This window comes from Pseudomonas sp. Marseille-Q7302, from assembly GCF_965111925.1.
Genome location: NZ_CBCOPK010000001.1, coordinates 3990138 through 4010120, shown reverse-complemented (window position 1 = coordinate 4010120; position 19983 = coordinate 3990138). Strand labels below are relative to the sequence as shown.

General features: G+C 61.2%; 18 protein-coding genes. 14 read left to right on the top strand and 4 right to left on the bottom strand.

All coding sequences use genetic code 11. The features are described 5' to 3' along the window. The first annotated feature begins 8 nt into the window (after positions 1–8). The 4 genes from ACWPW1_RS18690 to ACWPW1_RS18675 all read left to right on the top strand — a co-directional run bounded on the left by ACWPW1_RS18690 (position 9) and on the right by ACWPW1_RS18675 (position 1855). Positions 9–497, top strand: a complete 489-nt coding sequence (locus ACWPW1_RS18690) for a TIGR00645 family protein (RefSeq protein ID WP_017640865.1) — start codon at positions 9–11, stop codon at positions 495–497. Positions 498–641: 144 nt separating this feature from the next. Continuing rightward, complete coding sequence (locus ACWPW1_RS18685) at positions 642–947, top strand: DUF6482 family protein (protein WP_064308082.1); 306 nt, start codon at positions 642–644, stop codon at positions 945–947. A gap of 90 nt (positions 948–1037) precedes the next feature. Beyond that, on the top strand, positions 1038–1196 hold the full coding sequence (locus ACWPW1_RS18680; protein WP_082696387.1) for a DUF2256 domain-containing protein: 159 nt from the start codon (positions 1038–1040) through the stop codon (positions 1194–1196). Positions 1197–1237: 41 nt separating this feature from the next. Then, positions 1238–1855, top strand: coding sequence for an FKBP-type peptidyl-prolyl cis-trans isomerase (locus ACWPW1_RS18675; protein WP_059316113.1), 618 nt, complete (start codon positions 1238–1240; stop codon positions 1853–1855). A gap of 4 nt (positions 1856–1859) precedes the next feature. Here the strand turns inward: ACWPW1_RS18675 and ACWPW1_RS18670 are convergent, their stop codons facing one another. Then, positions 1860–2114 (bottom strand): hypothetical protein, encoded by a 255-nt coding sequence (locus tag ACWPW1_RS18670; protein WP_059316112.1) that lies wholly within the window; start codon positions 2112–2114, stop codon positions 1860–1862. Positions 2115–2249: 135 nt separating this feature from the next. Then, the gene (locus ACWPW1_RS18665; RefSeq protein ID WP_059316111.1) at positions 2250–3224 is read right to left on the bottom strand and encodes a polyprenyl synthetase family protein; all 975 of its coding nucleotides are present in this window, start codon (positions 3222–3224) and stop codon (positions 2250–2252) included. A 399-nt stretch (positions 3225–3623) separates the two neighbouring features. Between ACWPW1_RS18665 and rplU the strand changes: the two genes are divergently transcribed. From rplU to proB, 4 genes are all read left to right on the top strand, one after another. After that, entirely contained in the window at positions 3624–3938 is a 315-nt protein-coding gene (rplU, locus tag ACWPW1_RS18660; protein ID WP_007160791.1) for a 50S ribosomal protein L21, read from the top strand. Positions 3939–3964: 26 nt separating this feature from the next. Beyond that, on the top strand, positions 3965–4225 hold the full coding sequence (gene rpmA / locus ACWPW1_RS18655) for a 50S ribosomal protein L27 (protein ID WP_059316110.1): 261 nt from the start codon (positions 3965–3967) through the stop codon (positions 4223–4225). 265 nt (positions 4226–4490) lie between these two features. Next, the gene (gene cgtA / locus ACWPW1_RS18650; RefSeq protein ID WP_454253648.1) at positions 4491–5702 is read left to right on the top strand and encodes an Obg family GTPase CgtA; all 1212 of its coding nucleotides are present in this window, start codon (positions 4491–4493) and stop codon (positions 5700–5702) included. 15 nt (positions 5703–5717) lie between these two features. Next, on the top strand, positions 5718–6836 hold the full coding sequence (gene proB / locus ACWPW1_RS18645) for a glutamate 5-kinase (protein WP_271652963.1): 1119 nt from the start codon (positions 5718–5720) through the stop codon (positions 6834–6836). Positions 6837–6932: 96 nt separating this feature from the next. On the opposite strand, the gene rpsT is transcribed toward proB, so the two are convergent. Beyond that, the gene (gene rpsT / locus ACWPW1_RS18640) at positions 6933–7211 is read right to left on the bottom strand and encodes a 30S ribosomal protein S20 (RefSeq protein WP_059316107.1); all 279 of its coding nucleotides are present in this window, start codon (positions 7209–7211) and stop codon (positions 6933–6935) included. Positions 7212–7454: 243 nt separating this feature from the next. Between rpsT and murJ the strand changes: the two genes are divergently transcribed. The 6 genes from murJ to ispH all read left to right on the top strand — a co-directional run bounded on the left by murJ (position 7455) and on the right by ispH (position 14781). Beyond that, positions 7455–8993 carry a murein biosynthesis integral membrane protein MurJ gene (murJ, locus tag ACWPW1_RS18635; RefSeq protein WP_059316106.1) on the top strand — a complete coding sequence of 513 codons (1539 nt, stop codon included), beginning with the start codon at positions 7455–7457 and terminating at the stop codon, positions 8991–8993. 90 nt (positions 8994–9083) lie between these two features. Next, positions 9084–10031: a bifunctional riboflavin kinase/FAD synthetase gene (ribF, locus tag ACWPW1_RS18630; RefSeq protein ID WP_059316105.1), complete on the top strand. Its 948-nt coding sequence runs from the start codon at positions 9084–9086 to the stop codon at positions 10029–10031. Position 10032: 1 nt separating this feature from the next. After that, positions 10033–12867 (top strand): isoleucine--tRNA ligase, encoded by a 2835-nt coding sequence (ileS, locus tag ACWPW1_RS18625; RefSeq protein ID WP_271652961.1) that lies wholly within the window; start codon positions 10033–10035, stop codon positions 12865–12867. Continuing rightward, complete coding sequence (gene lspA / locus ACWPW1_RS18620; protein WP_271652960.1) at positions 12860–13363, top strand: signal peptidase II; 504 nt, start codon at positions 12860–12862, stop codon at positions 13361–13363. The genes ileS and lspA overlap by 8 nt, the downstream gene beginning before the upstream one ends. Then, positions 13356–13802: an FKBP-type peptidyl-prolyl cis-trans isomerase gene (locus ACWPW1_RS18615; RefSeq protein WP_059316102.1), complete on the top strand. Its 447-nt coding sequence runs from the start codon at positions 13356–13358 to the stop codon at positions 13800–13802. Before lspA ends, ACWPW1_RS18615 begins: the two co-directional genes overlap by 8 nt. 34 nt (positions 13803–13836) lie before the next feature. Beyond that, positions 13837–14781, top strand: a complete 945-nt coding sequence (ispH, locus tag ACWPW1_RS18610; RefSeq protein WP_454253647.1) for a 4-hydroxy-3-methylbut-2-enyl diphosphate reductase — start codon at positions 13837–13839, stop codon at positions 14779–14781. Positions 14782–14840: 59 nt separating this feature from the next. Here ispH and ACWPW1_RS18605 read toward each other — a convergent pair whose 3' ends face one another. Beyond that, the gene (locus tag ACWPW1_RS18605) at positions 14841–19976 is read right to left on the bottom strand and encodes a PilC/PilY family type IV pilus protein (protein ID WP_454253646.1); all 5136 of its coding nucleotides are present in this window, start codon (positions 19974–19976) and stop codon (positions 14841–14843) included. Positions 19977–19983 lie beyond the last annotated feature (7 nt).

The window sequence follows — 19983 nt, the reverse complement described above, 5'->3', positions numbered from 1 at the left end:
GAGTCTGCATGGAACGTCTGATCGAAAAAGCCCTTTACGCCTCCCGCTGGCTGCTGGCCCCCATCTATCTGGGGCTATCCTTGGCGCTGGTCTTGTTGGCGCTGAAGTTCTTTCAGGAAGTCTTCCACGTCCTGCCGCATATCTTCGAGTCCACCGAGGCCGAGCTGATCCTGCTGGTGCTGTCGCTCATCGACATGGCGCTGGTGGGTGGTCTGCTGGTAATGGTGATGATTTCCGGCTATGAGAACTTCGTGTCCCAGTTGGATATCGACGAAGGGTCGGAAAAGCTCAGCTGGCTGGGCAAGATGGATTCGGGTTCGCTCAAGAACAAGGTGGCTGCCTCCATCGTCGCCATCTCCTCGATCCATCTCCTGCGCATCTTCATGGACGCTCAGAACACCAATCCCGAATACCTCAAGTGGTACGTGATTATCCATCTGGTGTTCGTGGTGTCTGCCTTCGCCATGGGCTACCTGGATCGTCTGACCAAGCACTAGGGTAGGGCAGCCGCTCGTCCGTTCCGGGCATCTCCGCTTACGCTTTGTGGATTGCGCCGCTGCGCTTGCCTGTCCTAGGTTGTCGAATGCTCACAGCAGCCGTTCGGCACCATCCCGGTTGCCGATCTCGACCCGGAGGTTTCCATGCAATTGCCGGAATTGACCCAGCGCGCCCAGGCCGGTGAGGTTCGTGAACTCAATCTGTTGTCCATCGAGGGCGGCTTCTATGTACTCGAAGTGCTCACCCAGGACGGTCGTACACGGCTGACCGGGCGTGATGGCCACTTCTATCGCCTGGGCTCGGCCGCCCAGGCGCGACGCCTGCTGGCCGACCTGCCGGCGCTGCCGTGCTTTCTCATCCAGCACAGCGCCTACGACGAGATGGTCGGTATGGCGCCACGTTCGGCCGAGCCGCTGAAGATCCCGTTGAATTACCGGAACGCTTCTTGAGCGAGGGCGCCGCCCGGCACTGCAGCGGCGGCAGGCACTGAGGCGGTCAGCCGATGAATTGCTGGTGCGTCTCGACGCAGGGGAATCCCTATGAAGAAGGGCGATCTGCCCACCAAGCTCTGTCCGGTCTGCCAGCGCCCCTTCACCTGGCGCAAGAAGTGGGAGCGTAACTGGGCCGAGGTGCGCTATTGCTCCGAGCGCTGTCGACGGCAGCGCGGCACCCAGGGCGGCGGCGAGCCGAGCCGCTGATGTGCTAGGCTCGGCTCCTTTTTCATGATGGAAAAACTGCTATGAACGACATCCTGCTCGATACCGACGAAGCCCGCGTCAGCTATGGCATCGGCCGCCAGCTGGGCGATCAGCTGCGTCAGAATCCGGTCCCCGGCATGCAGCTGGCGGCTGTGCTCGCCGGTCTCAACGAGGCCTTCGACGGCCAGGACTCCCGGGTGGATGTCGAGGCGCTGAACGCCAGCTTCCGCGTCATTCGCGAGCGTATGCAGGCGGAAGCCCAAGCCAAGGCAGCGGCCGCGGCCCAGGAAGGCGTCGACTACCTGAAGGCCAACGCCGAGCGCCCCGGTGTCGTGGTGCTGCCGTCCGGTCTGCAGTACGAGGTGCTCACCCAGGGCGAGGGCGCCACGCCTACCCGTGAAGACCAGGTGCGTACCCACTACCACGGCACCCTCATCGACGGCAGCGTGTTCGACAGCTCCTACCAGCGCGGCCAGCCAGCCGAGTTTCCGGTCGGTGGCGTGATCGCCGGTTGGACTGAAGCCCTGCAGCTGATGCCGGCTGGCAGCAAGTGGCGCCTGCATGTGCCCAGCGAGCTGGCCTATGGCGCCCAGGGCGTCGGCGGTATCCCGCCACATAGCGTGCTGGTGTTCGACGTCGAGCTTCTCGACGTCCTCTAGATTTTCAGCAGTCCAGGCGCAGCCCGTCGTTTTCCGGGCGCAGCGCCAGGGCGTAGCTGAACAGGAAGACCTGGCGGATCTGCTCCTTCACCACCCGCGGTTCGCTGGAGGTAAGGCTGTGCAGATCCAGTTCGCCTAGATCCTTGAGTTCTTCCAAGGCGGTTTCGTCCAGCTCCGCGCAGACTTTGCCGGTTTCCCGATTGAGAATGCGTAGATAGGGCTGAGGCCGGTCCAGCCAGGCGTCGATGAGATAGGTCATGGCAAGGGCTCCTGAGGGCTATTTATGAGAATAATTCTTATTCAATAAATAGCAAGCCATTGCCTGACTTTTTTGGTCGGACATGAAAAAGCCCGCAGTCTGACGACGGCGGGCTTGCTCTATCGGTAACGAACCTCAGTGGGTACGGGCCACCGAAAAACGACCCAGGTCGGCCAGGGCATCACGGTAGGGGCTGGCGGGGAGGGCGTCCAGGCAGGCAATGGCCCGCTCGGCGAATTCCTGCGCCTTGCGAGCGGTATAGTCCAGAGCGCCAGCGGCTTCGACGGCGGCGCGCACGCTTTCCAGGTCCTGGCTGCCGCCCTGGCGAATCGCCTGGCGCACTAGGGCAGCCTGTTCGGCATTGCCTTCGCGCATGGTCACGATCAACGGCAGGGTCGGTTTGCCCTCGGCCAGGTCGTCGCCCACGTTCTTCCCCAGGGCCACGGCATCACCCTGGTAGTCGAGCAGGTCATCTACCAGCTGGAAGGCCACGCCCAGGTGATCGCCATAACGGCGCAGGGCTTCGGCCTGTTCCGCGCTCGCGCCGGCCAGGATCGCCGCGCTATGGGTGGAGGCTTCGAAGAGCATGGCGGTCTTGCCGCGAATGACCTCCATGTAGATTTCTTCGGTGGTGCTGGCGTCGCGGATCTTCGACAGCTGCAGTACCTCGCCCTCGGCGATGACGCGGGTCGCCTGGGAAATGATGCGCATCACCTCCATGGAGCCCAACGCCACCATCATCTCGAAGGAGCGGGCATAGAGAAAGTCGCCGACCAGGACGCTGGGGGCGTTGCCCCAGAGGGCATTGGCGGTGGAGCGGCCACGGCGCATCCCCGAGGCATCGACGACGTCGTCGTGCAGCAGGGTGGAGGTGTGCAGGAATTCGATGGTGGCCGCCAGCAGTTGGAGGTCATGATCGGCGCGCCCCAGCGCCTTGCCGGCCAGCAGCACCAGGAGCGGACGCAGGCGTTTGCCGCCAGCGGAGACGATGTAGTCGCCAATCTTCTCGACCAGCGGCACGCGCGAGGTCAGCTGCTGGCGGATGATGCCGTCTACGGCGGCGAAATCGTCCGTCACCACGCGATAGAAGGACTGGGATTGCTGCGTCATTGAGAGGTGTCCACTGGAGGTCCGGGCAATATTCAGGCGGCCGGATGGCGCATGACCGCCAGACTATGCCCTAGGGACCGGCCAAAGTGCCATCCCAGGGAATGCCATCGCGCTCCCGCGGCTCGCCGCTCCTGCCGATTCGGATGGGCACCGACCCGGCATGGCCGCTGAACGAGGTTGCGCGGCATGCTAGGGGTGGGGTGGGGGCGTGTCAAGGCACGGCCTGGCGGCTCTTGCCTCTTGGTCATTGCTTGCGTAGAATCGCGGGCCCTGAACATTCCTAGGGTTAACCCCCTGTCTTACGCAATTGCGCGGCGCTCCTTCCGGTCCCGTGCAGCCATGCCGGTCGACGATTCCTCTTATAAAGCACCGGGTGAGCAGGTTTAACGGAGATTTACCATGTCCTACGCAGTTATCGTTACTGGTGGCAAGCAATACAAGGTCGCCGAAGGCGAATACCTGAAGGTCGAGAAGCTCGACATCGCCACCGGTGAAACCGTCACCTTCGACCAGGTTCTGCTGGTTGGCAACGGTGACGACGTCAAGATCGGTCTGCCGGTCGTTGATGGTGCCAAAGTGACCGCCGAAGTGACTGCCCAGGGCCGTCACGACAAGGTCACCATCATCAAATTCCGTCGTCGTAAGCACCACATGAAGCGTCAGGGCCACCGTCAGTGGTTCACTGAAATCAAGATCACTGGCATTCAGGCCTGATCTCGCCTTTACCGGAGAATTGACTCATGGCACACAAAAAAGCGGGTGGTTCTACTCGTAACGGTCGCGATTCCGAAAGCAAACGCCTTGGCGTGAAGCTGTACGGCGGCCAGGTCGTCAAGGCCGGCAACATCATCGTGCGTCAGCGCGGCACCCAGTTCCATGCCGGTTACGGCGTGGGCCTCGGCAAGGATCACACCCTGTTCGCGAAAGTGGACGGCGTGATCAAGTTCGACGTGAAGGGCGCCTTTGGTCGTCGTTACGTGAGCATCGTCGCCGCCGCCTAAGGCTCGTGACGAAAGAAAAGCCCTGTCTACCCGACGGGGCTTTTTCGTTTGTAGTTAAGCTAGTGTGGTGTTTCAGAAATTACCTGCACAATTTTGGCGGCGCTTTTTCGGCCTGGATGTTGTTGCCACTCCTCGCCATAGCCCTGCTATGACTCGTCGCGGCGCCTAGCCCAGGTCAAAAAATCACTCGCCAATTTTTGCGCGAACTTCTGAAACACCACACTAGTTCCTTGTTTGCAGCGGCCCGCGAGCGCGGGAGGTCCAGATGAAATTCGTCGATGAAGTATCCATACACGTAAAAGCGGGTGACGGCGGCAACGGCATGATGAGTTTCCGCCGGGAGAAATTCATCGAGAAGGGTGGCCCCAATGGCGGTGACGGTGGCGACGGCGGGTCGATCTGGCTCGAAGCCGACATCAACCTCAACACCCTGGTCGACTACCGTTACACCCGCCGTTTCAACGCGCAGAACGGTGAGAAGGGCGGCAGCACCGAGTGCACCGGTGCCAAGGGTGAAGACCTGGTGCTGCCGGTGCCCGTCGGTACCACGGTGATCGATGCAGCCACCCAGGAAATCATTGGCGACCTGACTCAGCCCGGCCAGCGCATCCGCGTGGTCCAGGGTGGCTGGCACGGTCTGGGTAATACCCGGTTCAAGTCCAGTACCAACCGTGCGCCGCGGCAGACCACGCCGGGCAAGCCTGGCGAAGAGCGCGATCTCAAGCTGGAGCTCAAGGTGCTGGCGGACATCGGTCTGCTCGGCCTGCCCAATGCCGGCAAGAGCACCTTCATTCGTGCGGTGTCGGCCGCCAAGCCCAAGGTGGCGGACTATCCCTTCACCACCCTGGTGCCGAATCTGGGTGTGGTCAGCGTGGGTCGCTTCAAGAGTTTCGTGGTCGCCGACATTCCGGGGTTGATCGAGGGTGCCTCCGAGGGCGCCGGTCTGGGGATCCGCTTCCTCAAGCACCTGGCGCGGACCCGGCTGCTGCTGCATCTCGTCGACATGGCGCCGCTGGATGAAAGCGATCCGGCTGAAGCCGCCGAGACCATCATCAACGAGCTGACCAAGTTCAGTCCGGCGCTGGGCGAGCGCGATCGCTGGCTGGTGTTGAACAAGGCCGATCAGCTGCTCGACGACGAGCGCGAGGAGCGCCTGCAGGCGGTCGTCGAGCACCTGGACTGGAAGGGGCCGGTATTCGTCATCTCCGCGCTGGAGCGTGAAGGGACCGAGAAGCTTTGCCAGGCGATCATGCAGTACCTTGACGAGCGCTCCCTGCGCATCGCCGAGGATCCGGCCTACGCCGAGGCGCTGCAGGAGCTCGATCAGCGGATCGAGGACGAGGCGCGCTCGCGGTTGCAGGCGCTGGATGATCAGCGTGCCCTGCGACGCTCCGGCGTCAAGGCGGTGGACGATGCCGATGACGACTTCGATGACGAAGACGACGGTGACGGTCCGGAAATCTTCTACGTACGGTAAGAAAGGAGCTTGCCCATGCGTGATCAGGTGTCTGGCGCCCAGCGCTGGGTAGTGAAGATTGGCAGTGCCCTGCTGACCGACGACGGTCGTTGTCTGGATGGTGGGGCCATGGCCGGTTGGGTCGAGCAGATGGTGGCCCTGCACCAGGCGGGTATCGAGCTGGTGCTGGTGTCCTCTGGTGCGGTGGCGGCCGGCATGAGTCGACTCGGCTGGGCGCAGCGCCCAACTGCCATCAATGAGTTGCAGGCGGCGGCGGCGGTGGGGCAGATGGGGTTGGTGCAGGCTTGGGAATCCAGCTTTGCCGAGCACCAGGTGCAGACCGCGCAGATCCTGCTGACCCATGACGACCTGTCCGATCGCAAGCGCTATCTCAATGCCCGCAGCACCCTGCGCACCCTGGTGAGCCTGGGCGTGGTGCCGGTGATCAACGAGAACGATACCGTCGTCACCGACGAGATCCGCTTCGGCGACAACGATACCCTGGCCGCACTGGTGGCCAATCTGGTCGAGGCCGATCTACTGGTCATCCTCACCGATCGCGATGGCATGTTCGACGCCGATCCGCGCAACAACCCTGACGCCAGTCTCATCAGCGAGGCGCGGGCCGACGATCCTGCCCTGGATCTGGTTGCCGGTGGTACCGGGGGTGCCCTGGGTCGTGGCGGCATGCAGACCAAGCTGCGCGCTGCCCGTCTGGCGGCGCGTTCCGGTGCCTATACCGTTATCGTCGGTGGGCGTATCCAGCAGGTGCTCAGTCGCCTGCAGCAGGGCGAGCAGCTGGGAACGCTGCTGTCGCCCGAGCGAGGCTTGGTAGCGGCGCGCAAGCAGTGGCTGGCTGGCCACCTGCAGGTACGTGGCACCCTGCGCCTGGATGCGGGTGCGGTTCAGGCGCTGGTGGGCGGGCATCGCAGTCTGCTGCCCGTAGGCGTGCAGGAGCTGGAAGGCAGTTTCCGTCGTGGCGAGATGGTCGCCTGCGTCGGCCCGGACGGGCGCGAAGTGGCGCGCGGTCTGGTCAACTACAGTGCGACCGAAGCACGGCGCATCCTGGGTCGGCCTTCGGATGCCATCGTCGTCGAGCTGGGCTATGTCTATGAGCCCGAGCTGATCCACAGGGATAATCTGGTCCTGGTCTGAGGCTTGAAGATCCTGGCGCCTCCCCGGAGGTGTCAGGATTGACGAATCGCAGGCAATAAAAAACCGGCCTAGGCCGGTTTTTTATTCGAACGCCTATCAGGCAGCGGCTGGGGTAGCCAGGGCCTTGATGTGGGCGTTCAGGCGGCTCTTGTGACGAGCGGCCTTGTTCTTGTCGATGATGCCCTTGTCGGCCATGCGGTCGATGACCGGAACGGCAGCAACATAAGCGGACTTGGCTTTTTCCAGGTCCTTGGCGTCGATCGCCTTGACGACGTTCTTGATGTAGGTGCGCACCATGGAGCGCAGGCTCGCATTGTGGCTGCGACGCTTCTCAGCCTGTTTGGCGCGTTTTTTGGCGGAGGGGGAGTTAGCCACCGTGGAGCTCCTTCGAAAAAGACTGTATTGGGTACAGAGCGAACTCTGTAGCGAGTACAGAGCTAAATTAAGGTCGCGAATCTTGACGCCCCTGGCGCCGCCTGTCAAGGCTGTCTGGATGGATATCCGGCTGGTCGCCGATGAAGTGCGTCGTTACACTCGATCGCTTGTGCCCATTGCGCGACTGCGCCCAGGGGCCTTCTTCGTCACGTCCCGCTGCGTTCACCGAGTCCTTCCCAAGCCATGAATCTGCTCAAGTCCCTGGCCGCCGTCAGCTCCATGACCATGCTGTCCCGCGTGCTGGGTTTCGTGCGTGACACCATCGTCGCCCGAACCTTTGGCGCCGGCATGGCCACCGATGCCTTCTTCGTCGCCTTCAAGCTGCCCAACCTCCTGCGCCGCATCTTCGCCGAAGGCGCTTTCTCCCAGGCCTTCGTGCCCATCCTGGCCGAATACAAGGCCCAGCAGGGCGAGGAGGCCACGCGGACCTTTCTGGCCTACGTCAGCGGCCTGCTGACCCTGGTGCTGGCCGTGGTCACGGTGCTCGGCATGCTGGCGGCACCCCTGGTGATCTGGATCACCGCGCCCGGTTTCGCCGACACCCCGGAAAAATTCGCTCTCACCTCCAACCTGCTGCGGGTGACCTTTCCCTACATCCTGCTGATCTCCCTGGCTTCGCTGGCCGGCGCCGTGCTCAACACCTGGAACAGATTCAGCGTGCCGGCCTTCGTGCCGACCCTGCTCAACATCAGCATGATCATCTTCGCGCTGTTCCTGACACCCTATTTCAACCCGCCGATCATGGCCCTGGCCTGGGCGACGCTGGCGGGCGGTCTGGCGCAGTTCCTCTATCAGCTGCCGCACCTCAAGCGCATCGGCATGCTGGTGCTGCCGCGCCTGAATCTGCGTGATACCGGTGTCTGGCGTGTGCTCAGGCAGATGGGGCCGGCGATCCTCGGGGTCTCGGTCAGCCAGATCTCGCTGATCATCAACACCATCTTCGCTTCCTTCCTGGTCGCCGGTTCCGTGTCCTGGATGTACTACGCCGACCGTCTCATGGAGCTCCCCTCGGGGGTGCTTGGCGTGGCCCTGGGGACCATCCTGCTGCCAGCCCTGTCGCGTACCTATGCCAAGGCCGACCGCCAGGAGTATTCGCGGCTGCTCGACTGGGGGTTGCGGCTGTGTTTCCTGCTGGTGATGCCCTGTTCCGCGGCCCTGGCGCTGCTGTCCGAGCCGCTGACCGTTTCCCTGTTCCAGTACGGTCGCTTCGATGCCCATGACGCCCTGATGACCCAGCGGGCACTGGTCGCCTATGCCGTGGGCCTGCTTGGTATCATCCTGGTCAAGGTGCTGGCGCCGGGCTTCTATGCCCAGCAGAACATCAAGACGCCGGTGAAGATCGCGCTCTTCACCCTGGCTGTGACCCAGGTGCTCAACCTGATCCTGATCGGACCGCTGCAGCATGTCGGTCTGGCGCTGGCCATTGGTCTTGCGGCCTGTCTCAACGCGGGCCTTTTATTCTGGCAGTTGCGCCGCCATAACCTGTTTACGCCCCAGCCGGGTTGGACGGGCTTCCTGCTACGGTTGCTGATTGCCGTGGCGATCATGAGCGCGGTGCTGTTCGGCCTGATGCAGATTTTGCCGAGCTGGAGCGAGGGATTGATGTGGCAGCGGCTGCTGCGGCTGGGCGGTCTGGTCGCGGCAGGCGTGCTGGCTTATTTCGCCAGTCTCTTCCTGCTTGGTTTCCGTGTACGCGACTTCAATCGACGGGCCTTGCTGTAACGGTCAGAGGATTGCACGAGACCGGGTGTGCGCCTGTCCTCAAGGCGGGCATCCGGATATAATCGATTAATTTCTGAGCAATACCTACCCATGCAGCTGTTTCGCGGTCTCCATCATCTCGACGCCTTTCCCAAGGGCTGCGTTGCCACCATCGGCAACTTCGACGGGGTTCACCTGGGGCACCAGGCCATCCTCGCGCGGCTGCGTGAGCGGGCGGCGGAGCTTGGAGTGCCCAGTTGCGTGGTGATCTTCGAGCCTCAGCCGCGTGAATTCTTCCTGCCCGACATCGCGCCGGTGCGCCTGACCCGCCTGCGCGAGAAGCTGGAATGCTTTGCGCGCCATGGCGTCGACAACGTGCTCTGCCTGAACTTCAATCGGCGGCTGCGCGAATTGTCCGCGGAGGCCTTCGTCCAGCAGGTGCTGGTGGAGGGGCTAGGGGTGAAGCATCTGGAGATCGGTGACGATTTCCGCTTCGGCTGTGATCGCGCAGGCGACTTCACCTTTCTGAATCTGGCCGCCCGCGACCATGGGTTCACCCTGGAAGCCGCCACTACCGTCGAGCTCGATGGCCTGCGGGTGAGCAGCACCCTGATTCGTCAGGCGCTGGACGACGGTGATCTGGACCTGGCCGCGCGTATGCTGGGGCGCCCCTACAGCCTCTCGGGGCGGGTATTGCACGGCCAGAAGCTGGCGCGTCAGCTGGGTTGGCCGACCGCCAACGTCCAGCTCAAGCGGCGCCGACCGCCGCTGCGCGGCGTCTATCTGGTCAGCAGCCTGATCGATGGGCAGGTGGTGCCGGGCGTGGCCAACATTGGCCAGCGGCCGACGGTGCAGGGCGATGGCCGTCCGCACCTGGAAATCCATCTGCTGGACTTTTCCGGCGACCTCTATGGTCGCCACCTCAGCGTGACCTTCGTGCAGAAGGTCCGCGACGAACAGAAATTCGCCTCTCTGGAGGCCCTCAAGGCGGCGATCGAAGCGGACGTCGCCACGGCCCGCGCCTACTGGCAGGGGCAACCGTCAACGAGCCTGGACTGACATGACCGATTACAAAGCGACGCTCAACCTGCCGGAAACGGCATTCCCGATGAAAGCCGGCCTGCCGCAGCGCGAGCCGGAAGCGCTCAAGCGCTGGCAGGACATCGACCTGTACGGGAAGCTGCGCGCCATCGGCAAGGGCCGGCCGACCTTCATCCTGCATGACGGTCCGCCCTATGCTAATGGCAGCATTCACATCGGTCATGCGCTGAACAAGATCCTCAAGGACATCATCACCCGCTCCAAAACCCTGGCCGGCTATGACGCCCCCTATGTACCGGGCTGGGACTGCCATGGCCTGCCCATCGAGCACAAGGTGGAGACCACCTTTGGCAAGAATCAGCCGGCGGACCTGACCCGCGAGCGTTGCCGCGCCTATGCCAGCGAGCAGATCGAAGAGCAGAAGGCCGGCTTCGTCCGCCTGGGCGTGCTGGGTGACTGGAGCAATCCCTACCTGACCATGAACTTCGCCAACGAGGCTGGCGAGATCCGCGCCCTGAGCGAGCTGGTCAAGAAGGGCTTCGTCTTCAAGGGCCTCAAGCCGGTCAACTTCTGCTTCGACTGCGGCTCGGCCCTGGCCGAGGCCGAGGTGGAGTACCAGGACAAGCGTTCCGACGCCATCGACGTGGCCTTCCCGGTCGCCGATGCCGACAAGCTGGCGGCCGCCTTCGGCCTCGACGCGCTGGCCAAGCCCACCGCCATCGTCATCTGGACCACCACCCCCTGGACCATCCCGGCCAACCAGGCGCTCAACGTGCACCCGGAATTCACCTATGCACTGGTGGACGTGGGCGATCGCCAGCTGCTGCTGGCCGAGGAATTGGTGGAAAGCTGCCTGGCACGCTATGGCTTGCAGGGAGAAGTGATCGCCACCGCGCCGGGTACCGCCCTGGAGCTGATCAACTTCCGCCATCCGCTGTATGAGCGGCTGTCACCCATTTACCTGGCCGAGTATGTCGAGCTGGGCGCGGGCACGGGTGTCGTGCATTGCTCGCCCGCCTATGGCGAGGACGACTTCCGCATCTGCAAGCAGTACGGCTTGAGCAACGACGACATCCTCAATCCGGTGCAGAGCAACGGTGTCTATGTCGAGTCGCTGCCGCTGTTTGGTGGCCAGTTCATCTGGAAGGCCAATCCGGCCATAGTCGCCGCGCTGGAGGAGGCAGGTGCCCTGCTCAAGCACGAGGCGATCAATCACAGCTACATGCACTGCTGGCGCCACAAGACCCCGCTGATCTATCGCGCTACCGCCCAGTGGTTCGTCGGCATGGACAAGCAGCCCAACGAAGGCGCTACCCTGCGCGAGCGTTCTCTGGCAGCCATCGAGCAGACCCAGTTCGTCCCCGCCTGGGGCCAGGCGCGCCTGCACGGCATGATCGCCGGTCGTCCCGACTGGTGCATCTCGCGTCAGCGCAACTGGGGTGTGCCGATTCCTTTCTTCACCCACAAGGAAAGCGGCGAGCTGCACCCGCGCACCGTCGAGCTGATGGAGGAGGTCGCCCAGCGCGTCGAGCGTGAAGGCATCGAAGCCTGGTTCAAGCTCGATCCGGTCGAACTGCTTGGCGAAGAAGCCAGCCAGTACGACAAGAGCCGCGACACCCTCGACGTCTGGTTCGACTCGGGTACCACCCACTGGCACGTGCTGCGCGGCTCCCATGCCGAACTGGCGCACCAGCAGGGTCCGGCGGCCGATCTCTACCTGGAAGGCTCGGACCAGCACCGTGGCTGGTTCCACTCCTCGCTGCTGACCGGTTGCGCCATCGACGGCCATGCCCCCTACAAGGAATTGCTGACCCACGGCTTCACCGTGGACGAGCAGGGTCGCAAGCAGTCCAAGTCGCTGGGCAACGTGGTCGCTCCGCAAAAGGTCATCGACAGCCTGGGCGCCGACATCCTGCGCCTCTGGGTCGCTTCGACCGACTACACCGGCGAGATGGCGGTCTCCGACCAGATCCTGCAGCGCAGCGCCGACTCCTATCGCCGCATCCGTAATACCGCGCGCTTCCTGCTCTCCAACCTGTCCGGCTTCGATCCGGCGGTCAACCAGGTCGCCCCCGAGGACATGATCGACCTGGACCGCTGGGCGGTGGATCGCGCCCTGCTGCTGCAGCAGGAAATCGAACAGGCCTACGCCGAGTACCGCTTCCTCAACGTCTACCAGAAGGTGCACAACTTCTGCGTACAGGAACTGGGCGGTTTCTACCTGGACATCATCAAGGACCGCCAGTACACCACTGGGGCCGACAGCCTGCCGCGGCGCTCCTGCCAGACCGCGCTGTACCTCATCGCCGAGGCCCTGGTGCGCTGGATCGCGCCCATCCTGTCCTTTACCGCCGACGAGATCTGGCAGTACCTGCCAGGCCAGCGGGAAGAGTCGGTGATGCTGACCACCTGGTATGACGGCCTCTTCGCCCTGCCCGAAGGTGCGTCCCTTGATCGCGCCTATTGGGATCAGGTCATGGCGGTCAAGGCCGCGGTCAACAAGGAGCTGGAGAACCAGCGCGCGGCCAAGACCCTGGGCGGTAGCCTGCAGGCGGAGATCACCCTCTATGCCGACAGCGCCCTGCAGACCGTACTGGAGGCCCTGGGCAACGAGCTCAGGTTCGTGCTGATCTCTTCCCAGGCGGCTGTCCAGCCGCTGGAAAAGGCTCCGGAAGGCGCCGTCGCCAGCGAGCTGAGCGGCCTCAAGCTGGTCGTCCGCAAGTCCGAGGCACCCAAGTGCGCCCGCTGCTGGCATCATAGCCACAGCGTCGGCCAGGACGCCGCGCATCCAGAGATCTGCGAGCGTTGTGTGACCAACGTCTATGGAGCGGGCGAGGTGCGCGAGCATGCGTGACACGCAGCGCTTCGGCGCTTTGCCCTGGTTAGTCTTGAGCGTGGTAGTGATCCTGCTGGATCAGCTAAGCAAGGCCTATTTCCAGAACAACCTGTCGCTCTACCAACAGGTACCGGTCATCACCGATCTGTTCAGCTGGACCCTGGCCTACAACACCGGGGCCGCCTTCAGCTTCCTGGCCGACCATTCAGGCTGGCAGCGCTGGTTCTTTGCCGGCATCGCGCTGGTAGTGAGCGTGGTGCTGGTGGTCTGGCTCAAGCGCCTGCGCAACGATACCTGGACCGCGATCGCCTTGGCCCTGATCCTCGGCGGTGCCCTGGGCAATCTCTATGACCGCATGGTCCTAGGCCACGTCGTCGACTTCATCCTGGTGCACTGGCGTCAGGAGTGGCGCTTCCCGGCCTTCAACCTGGCCGATAGCGCCATTACCGTTGGCGCCATCATGTTGGCCCTGGATATGTTCCGCAAGAAAACGCCCGAGGAAGCCCATGGCTGAGATCACCATCGGCCCGGACACCCGGGTCACCCTGCATTTCGCCATCAAGCTGCAGAATGGCGACGTGGTGGACAGCACCTTCGATAAGGCGCCGGCCACCTTCACCGTTGGGGACGGCAACCTGTTGCCAGGTTTCGAGCAAGCGCTGTTCGGCCTTGAAGCCGGTGCCAAAACCAGTCTGACCGTCCCGCCGGAGCGCGGCTTCGGACAGCCCAACGACGGCAACCTGCAGACCATGGCACGCGACGACTTCAGTGACATGGAGCTGTCGCCCGGTCTGCTGATCATTTTCAGCGATGCCGCCGGTGGCGAGATGCCTGGCGTGGTCAAGAGCTACGACGACGAGCAGGTGGTCATCGACTTCAACCACCCGCTGGCCGGCCGTGTGCTGACCTTCGACGTGGAAATCCTGGCCATCGAACCTGCCGTCTCCCACTGATCTACCGCCGCCCGTGAAGCGGGCAGAGGAGCCTATGCAGATCAAGCTCGCCAATCCCCGCGGCTTCTGCGCCGGCGTGGACCGCGCCATCGACATCGTCGACCGAGCGCTGGATGTTTTCGGTCCGCCCATCTATGTGCGTCATGAAGTGGTGCACAACAAGTTCGTGGTCGACAACCTGCGCGCCCGCGGCGCCATTTTCGTCGAAGACGTGGCCGATGTGCCGGACGACGTCATTCTCATCTTCAGCGCCCACGGTGTCTCTCAGGCCGTGCGCCGTGAGGCCGCCGAGCGTGGCCTCAAGGTGTTCGATGCCACCTGCCCGCTGGTAACCAAGGTGCATATGGAAGTCGCGCGCTATAGCCGCGACGGCCAGGAATGCATCCTCATCGGCCACGCCGGGCATCCGGAAGTGGAGGGCACCATGGGCCAGTACGACGACCGCGCTGGCGGTGCCATCTACCTGGTGGAAGACGAGGACGATGTGGAAGAGCTAGAGGTGCGCAATCCCGAAGCCCTGTTCTACGTCTCCCAGACCACCCTGTCGATGGACGATACCCGCATTGTGATCGACGCCCTGCGTGCCAAGTTTCCGCACATCAACGGCCCGCGCAAGAACGACATCTGCTACGCCACCACCAACCGCCAGGACGCGGTAAAGACCCTGGCGCTGGAGAGCGACGTGGTGTTGGTAGTGGGCAGCCCCAGCAGCTCCAACTCCAACCGCCTGCGCGAACTCGCCGAACGCCTGGGCACCCCGGCCTATCTCATCGATGGCGCCGAGGATATGCAGGAGGGCTGGTTCGAAGGCGTGCAGCGTATCGGCGTTACCGCTGGCGCCTCGGCTCCCGAAGTCCTGGTGCGCGGCGTCATCGATCGACTGCAGAGCTGGGGTGCCACTGGCGAAGTGGAGCTGGAAGGCGAGCCGGAGAACATCACCTTCACCCTGCCGCGCGAGCTCAGGGTAAAGGCGGTATAACGCCTCGGCACAGCAGGTAAACAAAAAGGCCGCTGCTCCCAAGAGTAGCGGCCTTTTTGTTATTGAGCGGGAAGCAGCATCCGCCAGGACTGACGTCCATTGGCTGTAGGACCTGTCGTGGCCGAAATGCAGTTGCCGCTGGAATCACAGATCAGCGTGGTGAGGTTGGTGTTGCCCGTTCGGGTTCCGGTGAGAGAGTTATCTCCGATGGTGCCATCCGTACCTGAAATGGAGCCGGAACTCAGGCTGTCTGCCCCATCTATTCGACCGTCATTGTTGAGGTCGAAAACGTTGTGCAAGGTTCGCCCCCCCGCTTTGGCATCTGTTGCATAGAGGATGCTATCCAAGCCCGCGGAACAGGGATCAGCGTTGGGTGTAATGCTCGTGAATACCAGAGCGTCACCCAGGGTACGCAGCGGAAACACTATCCTTTCACCGGTATTCGTCGTGCTGCCAACCAGTTTGAGGTCGACATACCAGCCGGATTTGTCGACATCGGCATCTGTTTCACCGCTCGCGCTGTACCAGTTGATTGGGTTGGCGGAAAGGAGCCGAACGTTTCTCGTCACGCCGTTGTTCGAGTAGGTGGCGGCGGTGAGGGTTTGCTGTTGCAGAGATGAGCGGTTTCGAGTCTTCACCATGTTGTTAGTGGTGGTTTGACCTAGTGTCCAGCGGTCCCAGACGCCATAAACGGTCTGAACATCGAAGGGCGAGACCTTGTCATTGACGCCCAGGTAGCGACCCGTCCCGAAGGCGACCAGATAGCCCGTTAGGGTGGGATGCTGAATCAGCACGGGCGCCACCGTGATCGCTTGCGGCTTACCGGCGCCAGACCCCGTGGTCTGGTCATTGGTAGTGGCACGGTAGAGCGGGGCTCCACCAAAAGCTACCTGGAAACTTCTGGCACTGTCTGCACCATCGTTGTCTCGGGCAAAGGGGGTATCCGCTGACGTCGGCTTGAACAGATCGAATCGCCACAGGTTACCCAGCAAGTCCCCTGCGTAGGCTGCGTCAGTCACGATATCCGCGTTGTAATCCGCGGCTTGAATCGTAGAAAGGCCATTGCTGCCTCCGGTGGGGCTCTTTGCTTCCAGCGCTTTTATCAAGGTGCCGTCTTCGATCTTCAAGGCGTAGAGGATGGCCTTGCCGCTATTGGCGTTGGCACTGTAGTAGCCGTTACCGAAAATGGCCGCCCAATTACCGTCGTGTAGGCGCTCGATAGATGGCTTACCGAAGCTATAACCTAGGTTGCTTAACTTGGTGGCTGCATCAAGTGTTGCTGCGCTATCGGACGTAAACTCCCAGAGCAGTTTGATTTTGGCAGGATCTGGATCCGTGATATCCAGGGCAAACAAGCCCCGTCCACCACCGCCAAGCGTCCCAACCAGGACCGTGCGCCACGTACTGTCACTCTTGAAGTAGACGTCTCTGACCGTGATGGGCCCATCTACATAGTAATGGTGGGCAAGATTGGCTGTGCCGTAGTCCTTTGCCATCAATCGGTTGAGATTGGGTATGACCGGCGTGGGTACGAAAGCAAAGGTCTCCTTTAAAGTGGCCGCATCGAAGGCATGCAGCATGCCATCGTTGGCACCGACATAGATCTGGGCACGTCGCGAGGCCTGAGTCTTTTGAAATTCGGTATAGCTGGCTGCCGTCCCATCGACCTTGCCGATCCGGTACGCTAGATACTGAGCGGGTCCTACCAAGACCGGTGAGGAATTGACGATGTCACCCAGCAGCGAGGTTCGAGTGCGGAAATTCGGGCATCCTGAAGAAGTACATTGGCCCAGCAGGAACCTGACCCGATCGGCGCCTTGTCCATCCCTATTGCCAGAAGGCGTACTGTCGAGCGAGTCCCGAAGATTTGTACCGTCGAAGCTTCTGTCTTTGAGATTTTCATAAGAGAAATCTTGCAGGCTCTTGCCGTCGGCACCGGCCATCTTGACGATACGGCCATCGGAGAAGTTGGCTCTGATGGTTGAGTTGATCGTCTTGCCATCGCTCTTGTAGGTGTCCCTGATCAGATCTCCCGTCCAGCCATCGGCGTTGAAGGACGTCCGATAGACGACCCGATTTCCCAGCCCGGTATCGTCGGTCTGGCCGCCCTGAACGGTAACGCGGGTAACGGAGGAGTTCTTCTGAACGATGCTGTTGAAGGCCTTGGCCAACTGGTCCTTTAGCGTAAGGGCATTGGTCACCAAGAGATAATTATCGGGCACCTGATCACCATCTGTATCCCAGTTGCCAGTAGTACCGTATTTGGCGGCGTACCACAGCGGGTCCTTGAGTACCCCGGCGCCTACGCCGGTCGCGCTGAATTGGCGTACTGCCGTGGGCGGCAGGCCCTTGCACTCGGGGTTATCCAGGTTGGCGATACACCAGCCAGCAGGCCGATTGGGCGGGGTATTGAGACGGTAGGCGGTCTGACTATCACATACACTTCTCTGACCGTTATTGACGGTGCCGTCTCTTAGGTCACAGACCTCGAGATAGAGTCCGTCCTTATCGGTGCCGGAAATCGTGTAACCCATGTGCTGCTGGGCGCCGCCCGCAGCGTATTCGGAGGTTAGGGTTATATTGAGCTTGAGCCTTCCACCATCATTCGGATCGGGAGCGACCGCGAGGGTATAGAGGACGATAGCGTCCATGTCGAAGTCTGCGCCCTCTTCACTGTCCTCCCAGTTGATCCGAAACTCTGCATAGGGACGGCCACCGTTGACGGTGCTGTCGGTATTTGCCGTCGTAGTGTTGGCTAGCTTCTGCACGTAGAAATCAGCGATCTGGTTGGTGGCCTGATACTGATTCTGCCCCGGATTCTGTACGGATTTGGCGAAGGGAACGAGAGTGATCTTGTTGTCCCCAACTGGAAATTCGATCTTGGGAAAAGGCGAAGCAAGGGCAACCGCATAGGTCAGCAAGGGCTTGCTGCCACCTATGTTGTGCATGGCGCCAAAGCGGGCTATCCCAGCCGAGTAGTAGGTGCCTTGCTTGCCTGGCTCTTCAGGCGCGAGGCCGCGAACGCGAGAGAGTGTCGTCAGCGTTTTTTGCGTGGGTGCACTGTCGGCAGCTGATTCGGTTTCGCCGATAAAGACCTTGGTATCGTTCAGGCCCTCTGCGGCGCCGATTGCATCCGTTTCGGTGCTTACGTTGAGATCGCTGATGGATTTGGGATTACCACTGCCGTCCGTCGTGTTGTCCCAGCGACTGCCCGGCAGTTTCCAATCGTAATTGGGATTGATATCACTCAGAACCGTCATGGCCGGGACAGAGCAGCGCGGATAGCCAGAACCGCCATTGCCTTTGGAATAGGGCGGTAGCCAATCCGGTTGTGAAAGTCCAAGCTTGGAATCAGGAGTGGTGGTCGTTTTGGAATAAGCGAAGCTTGGCGTCGGCCCTGAGGCGCCAGCAAAGTAGCGCAGCGCCTCATACATCATTTCCGCGGTAGGTGTGCCCCACATATAGCAGGGGTCGGTTGCCAGGTTGCTGGCAGGGTTGCGGTTGTAACCACAGCTGTCCTGGTCGTACTGGAAGTTGTTCGTGCCGTTGGAATTGTAGTAGGTGAAACCAACAGTCCGGAATTTGTTGATCGTGTCGACTATGCCACTGACGTCATTGCCAGCACCACAATTGCCATTGAGACAAAACTGCCCGGTGCTTAGGGTGAGCTCCCGGGCAAAGCTCTGGATGTTGGATCTCAGCACGCCGCCATAAAAGTGGTTTTTGTACGATCCGGTCAGCAAGCCGAAATACATCTTGTCGGTTTCGCCATAGTCATGAAGGATGCCGGTCGGTTTGTAGTTTCCTTTAAGATAAAGGCGGCAGTTGCTCTCGCGTAGGGCGGAATTACTGGTATTGCCCACGTCATTAGGGCACACCTCTACCTGGACGTTGTAGTCAACCCTTTTGGCGTTCTCGGGTATGCCTGCCGGTGTTTGCCAATACAATCCCCAGGAGTCACCGCCATCCACTTCCTCGTGGCGGAAAACGATATCGTAGTTGACGCCCGCTTGAAGGCTGATGCTTCCCGAGTGAGCATCGCTGCCACTGTCAAGAGGACCATGGCCGCCGTACCAACCTACTGTGGTGCCTCCCAGCTTTACTTCAACGGCATCATCGCCGTCGACAGAAATTTTATAGGTGCCAGTCGTGTCGACTTTTATCGTTCCGGTAATTTCGGTTATATAGTAGTCATTGCCGCATGTTTGCTTTCCAGAGGTTACAGCGCCGTTGAAAGGGTTATTATTCGAACCGGGTGCGTAGATGCCATTGCTGATGGCTTTTGATCCACACAGTCTGCTGCTTTGCCCATCGGTATTGAACAGGGTCGTCATGCCGGCGGCATTGGTGGGGTGAGTATTGTTGGACTTTGCCCAGGTCGAAATCTTTAGGTTTGTAAACGTCTCAGGCGGTATCAGCGTCCAGCCGTTCTTGGGGCCTGCATTCGTACAGATGATCCGAGCGCCGCTGGCATTGACACATTCATCGCCTCCCACGGGGCGTTCAATGGATACCCAGTTCCAAATCCGCAAGTTGACGTTAGTCAACACCCGCATTTGCGGAACGCCGGTTTCACTCAGAGATGCCACGGCTATCAAGTGCCGATAACCTACAGTCGGCGCCTTGAACGGTGTGAACTTACTGATGTCGTAACCATCAACTGCAACGCTGGTATATTCCTTGCCCCAGGTATGAGCGTCCTGAGGAATGTGCGCGCCTTGCAGAACGGTAGTGGTAGCGTCATCGGTACTGCGATAGCCGCCAAAGAGTACCTTGCGCAGCGCATCCATACGGGAAGTGGCGATATAGTTTAGGAAATCGCCACTCCATTGACCGGTACATTCCTTGCCTGTGGTACCTGAGCCTACACCGGTGGGAACAAAGCGATTGCTGGTATAGGTATAGCAGAGCTTGGAGTTGAAATAGCCGTAGTAATCTATGCCCTTGTCGGCCTTGGTTTTGTAACCCTTGTAGCCGATGTCTAGAATGCCATCGCCGTTCAGGTCGGAGGCATCATTGTAGGCTTCATAGAAAAGTTTGTGATCACGCCCCATTACCAAGAGATTTAGTGGCGGAACGGAGTCGGTCACGAACAAAGGACTTTGCGCCACGTTGACATCATCCGCGGCACTCGACAGCAAAGGCGATACTAGGGCGCCAACGGTTATCAGCGATCTCGCCAAGAAGGTTTTCATTATCAAT

Coding starts and splice junctions, on each gene's coding strand:
- ACWPW1_RS18690 (WP_017640865.1), top strand. CDS start 9: ATGGAACGTCTGATCGAAAAAGCCCTTTACGCCTCCCGCTGGCTGCTG.
- ACWPW1_RS18685 (WP_064308082.1), top strand. CDS start 642: ATGCAATTGCCGGAATTGACCCAGCGCGCCCAGGCCGGTGAGGTTCGT.
- ACWPW1_RS18680 (WP_082696387.1), top strand. CDS start 1,038: ATGAAGAAGGGCGATCTGCCCACCAAGCTCTGTCCGGTCTGCCAGCGC.
- ACWPW1_RS18675 (WP_059316113.1), top strand. CDS start 1,238: ATGAACGACATCCTGCTCGATACCGACGAAGCCCGCGTCAGCTATGGC.
- ACWPW1_RS18670 (WP_059316112.1), bottom strand. CDS start 2,114: ATGACCTATCTCATCGACGCCTGGCTGGACCGGCCTCAGCCCTATCTA.
- ACWPW1_RS18665 (WP_059316111.1), bottom strand. CDS start 3,224: ATGACGCAGCAATCCCAGTCCTTCTATCGCGTGGTGACGGACGATTTC.
- rplU (WP_007160791.1), top strand. CDS start 3,624: ATGTCCTACGCAGTTATCGTTACTGGTGGCAAGCAATACAAGGTCGCC.
- rpmA (WP_059316110.1), top strand. CDS start 3,965: ATGGCACACAAAAAAGCGGGTGGTTCTACTCGTAACGGTCGCGATTCC.
- cgtA (WP_454253648.1), top strand. CDS start 4,491: ATGAAATTCGTCGATGAAGTATCCATACACGTAAAAGCGGGTGACGGC.
- proB (WP_271652963.1), top strand. CDS start 5,718: ATGCGTGATCAGGTGTCTGGCGCCCAGCGCTGGGTAGTGAAGATTGGC.
- murJ (WP_059316106.1), top strand. CDS start 7,455: ATGAATCTGCTCAAGTCCCTGGCCGCCGTCAGCTCCATGACCATGCTG.
- ribF (WP_059316105.1), top strand. CDS start 9,084: ATGCAGCTGTTTCGCGGTCTCCATCATCTCGACGCCTTTCCCAAGGGC.
- ileS (WP_271652961.1), top strand. CDS start 10,033: ATGACCGATTACAAAGCGACGCTCAACCTGCCGGAAACGGCATTCCCG.
- lspA (WP_271652960.1), top strand. CDS start 12,860: ATGCGTGACACGCAGCGCTTCGGCGCTTTGCCCTGGTTAGTCTTGAGC.
- ACWPW1_RS18615 (WP_059316102.1), top strand. CDS start 13,356: ATGGCTGAGATCACCATCGGCCCGGACACCCGGGTCACCCTGCATTTC.
- ispH (WP_454253647.1), top strand. CDS start 13,837: ATGCAGATCAAGCTCGCCAATCCCCGCGGCTTCTGCGCCGGCGTGGAC.
- ACWPW1_RS18605 (WP_454253646.1), bottom strand. CDS start 19,976: ATGAAAACCTTCTTGGCGAGATCGCTGATAACCGTTGGCGCCCTAGTA.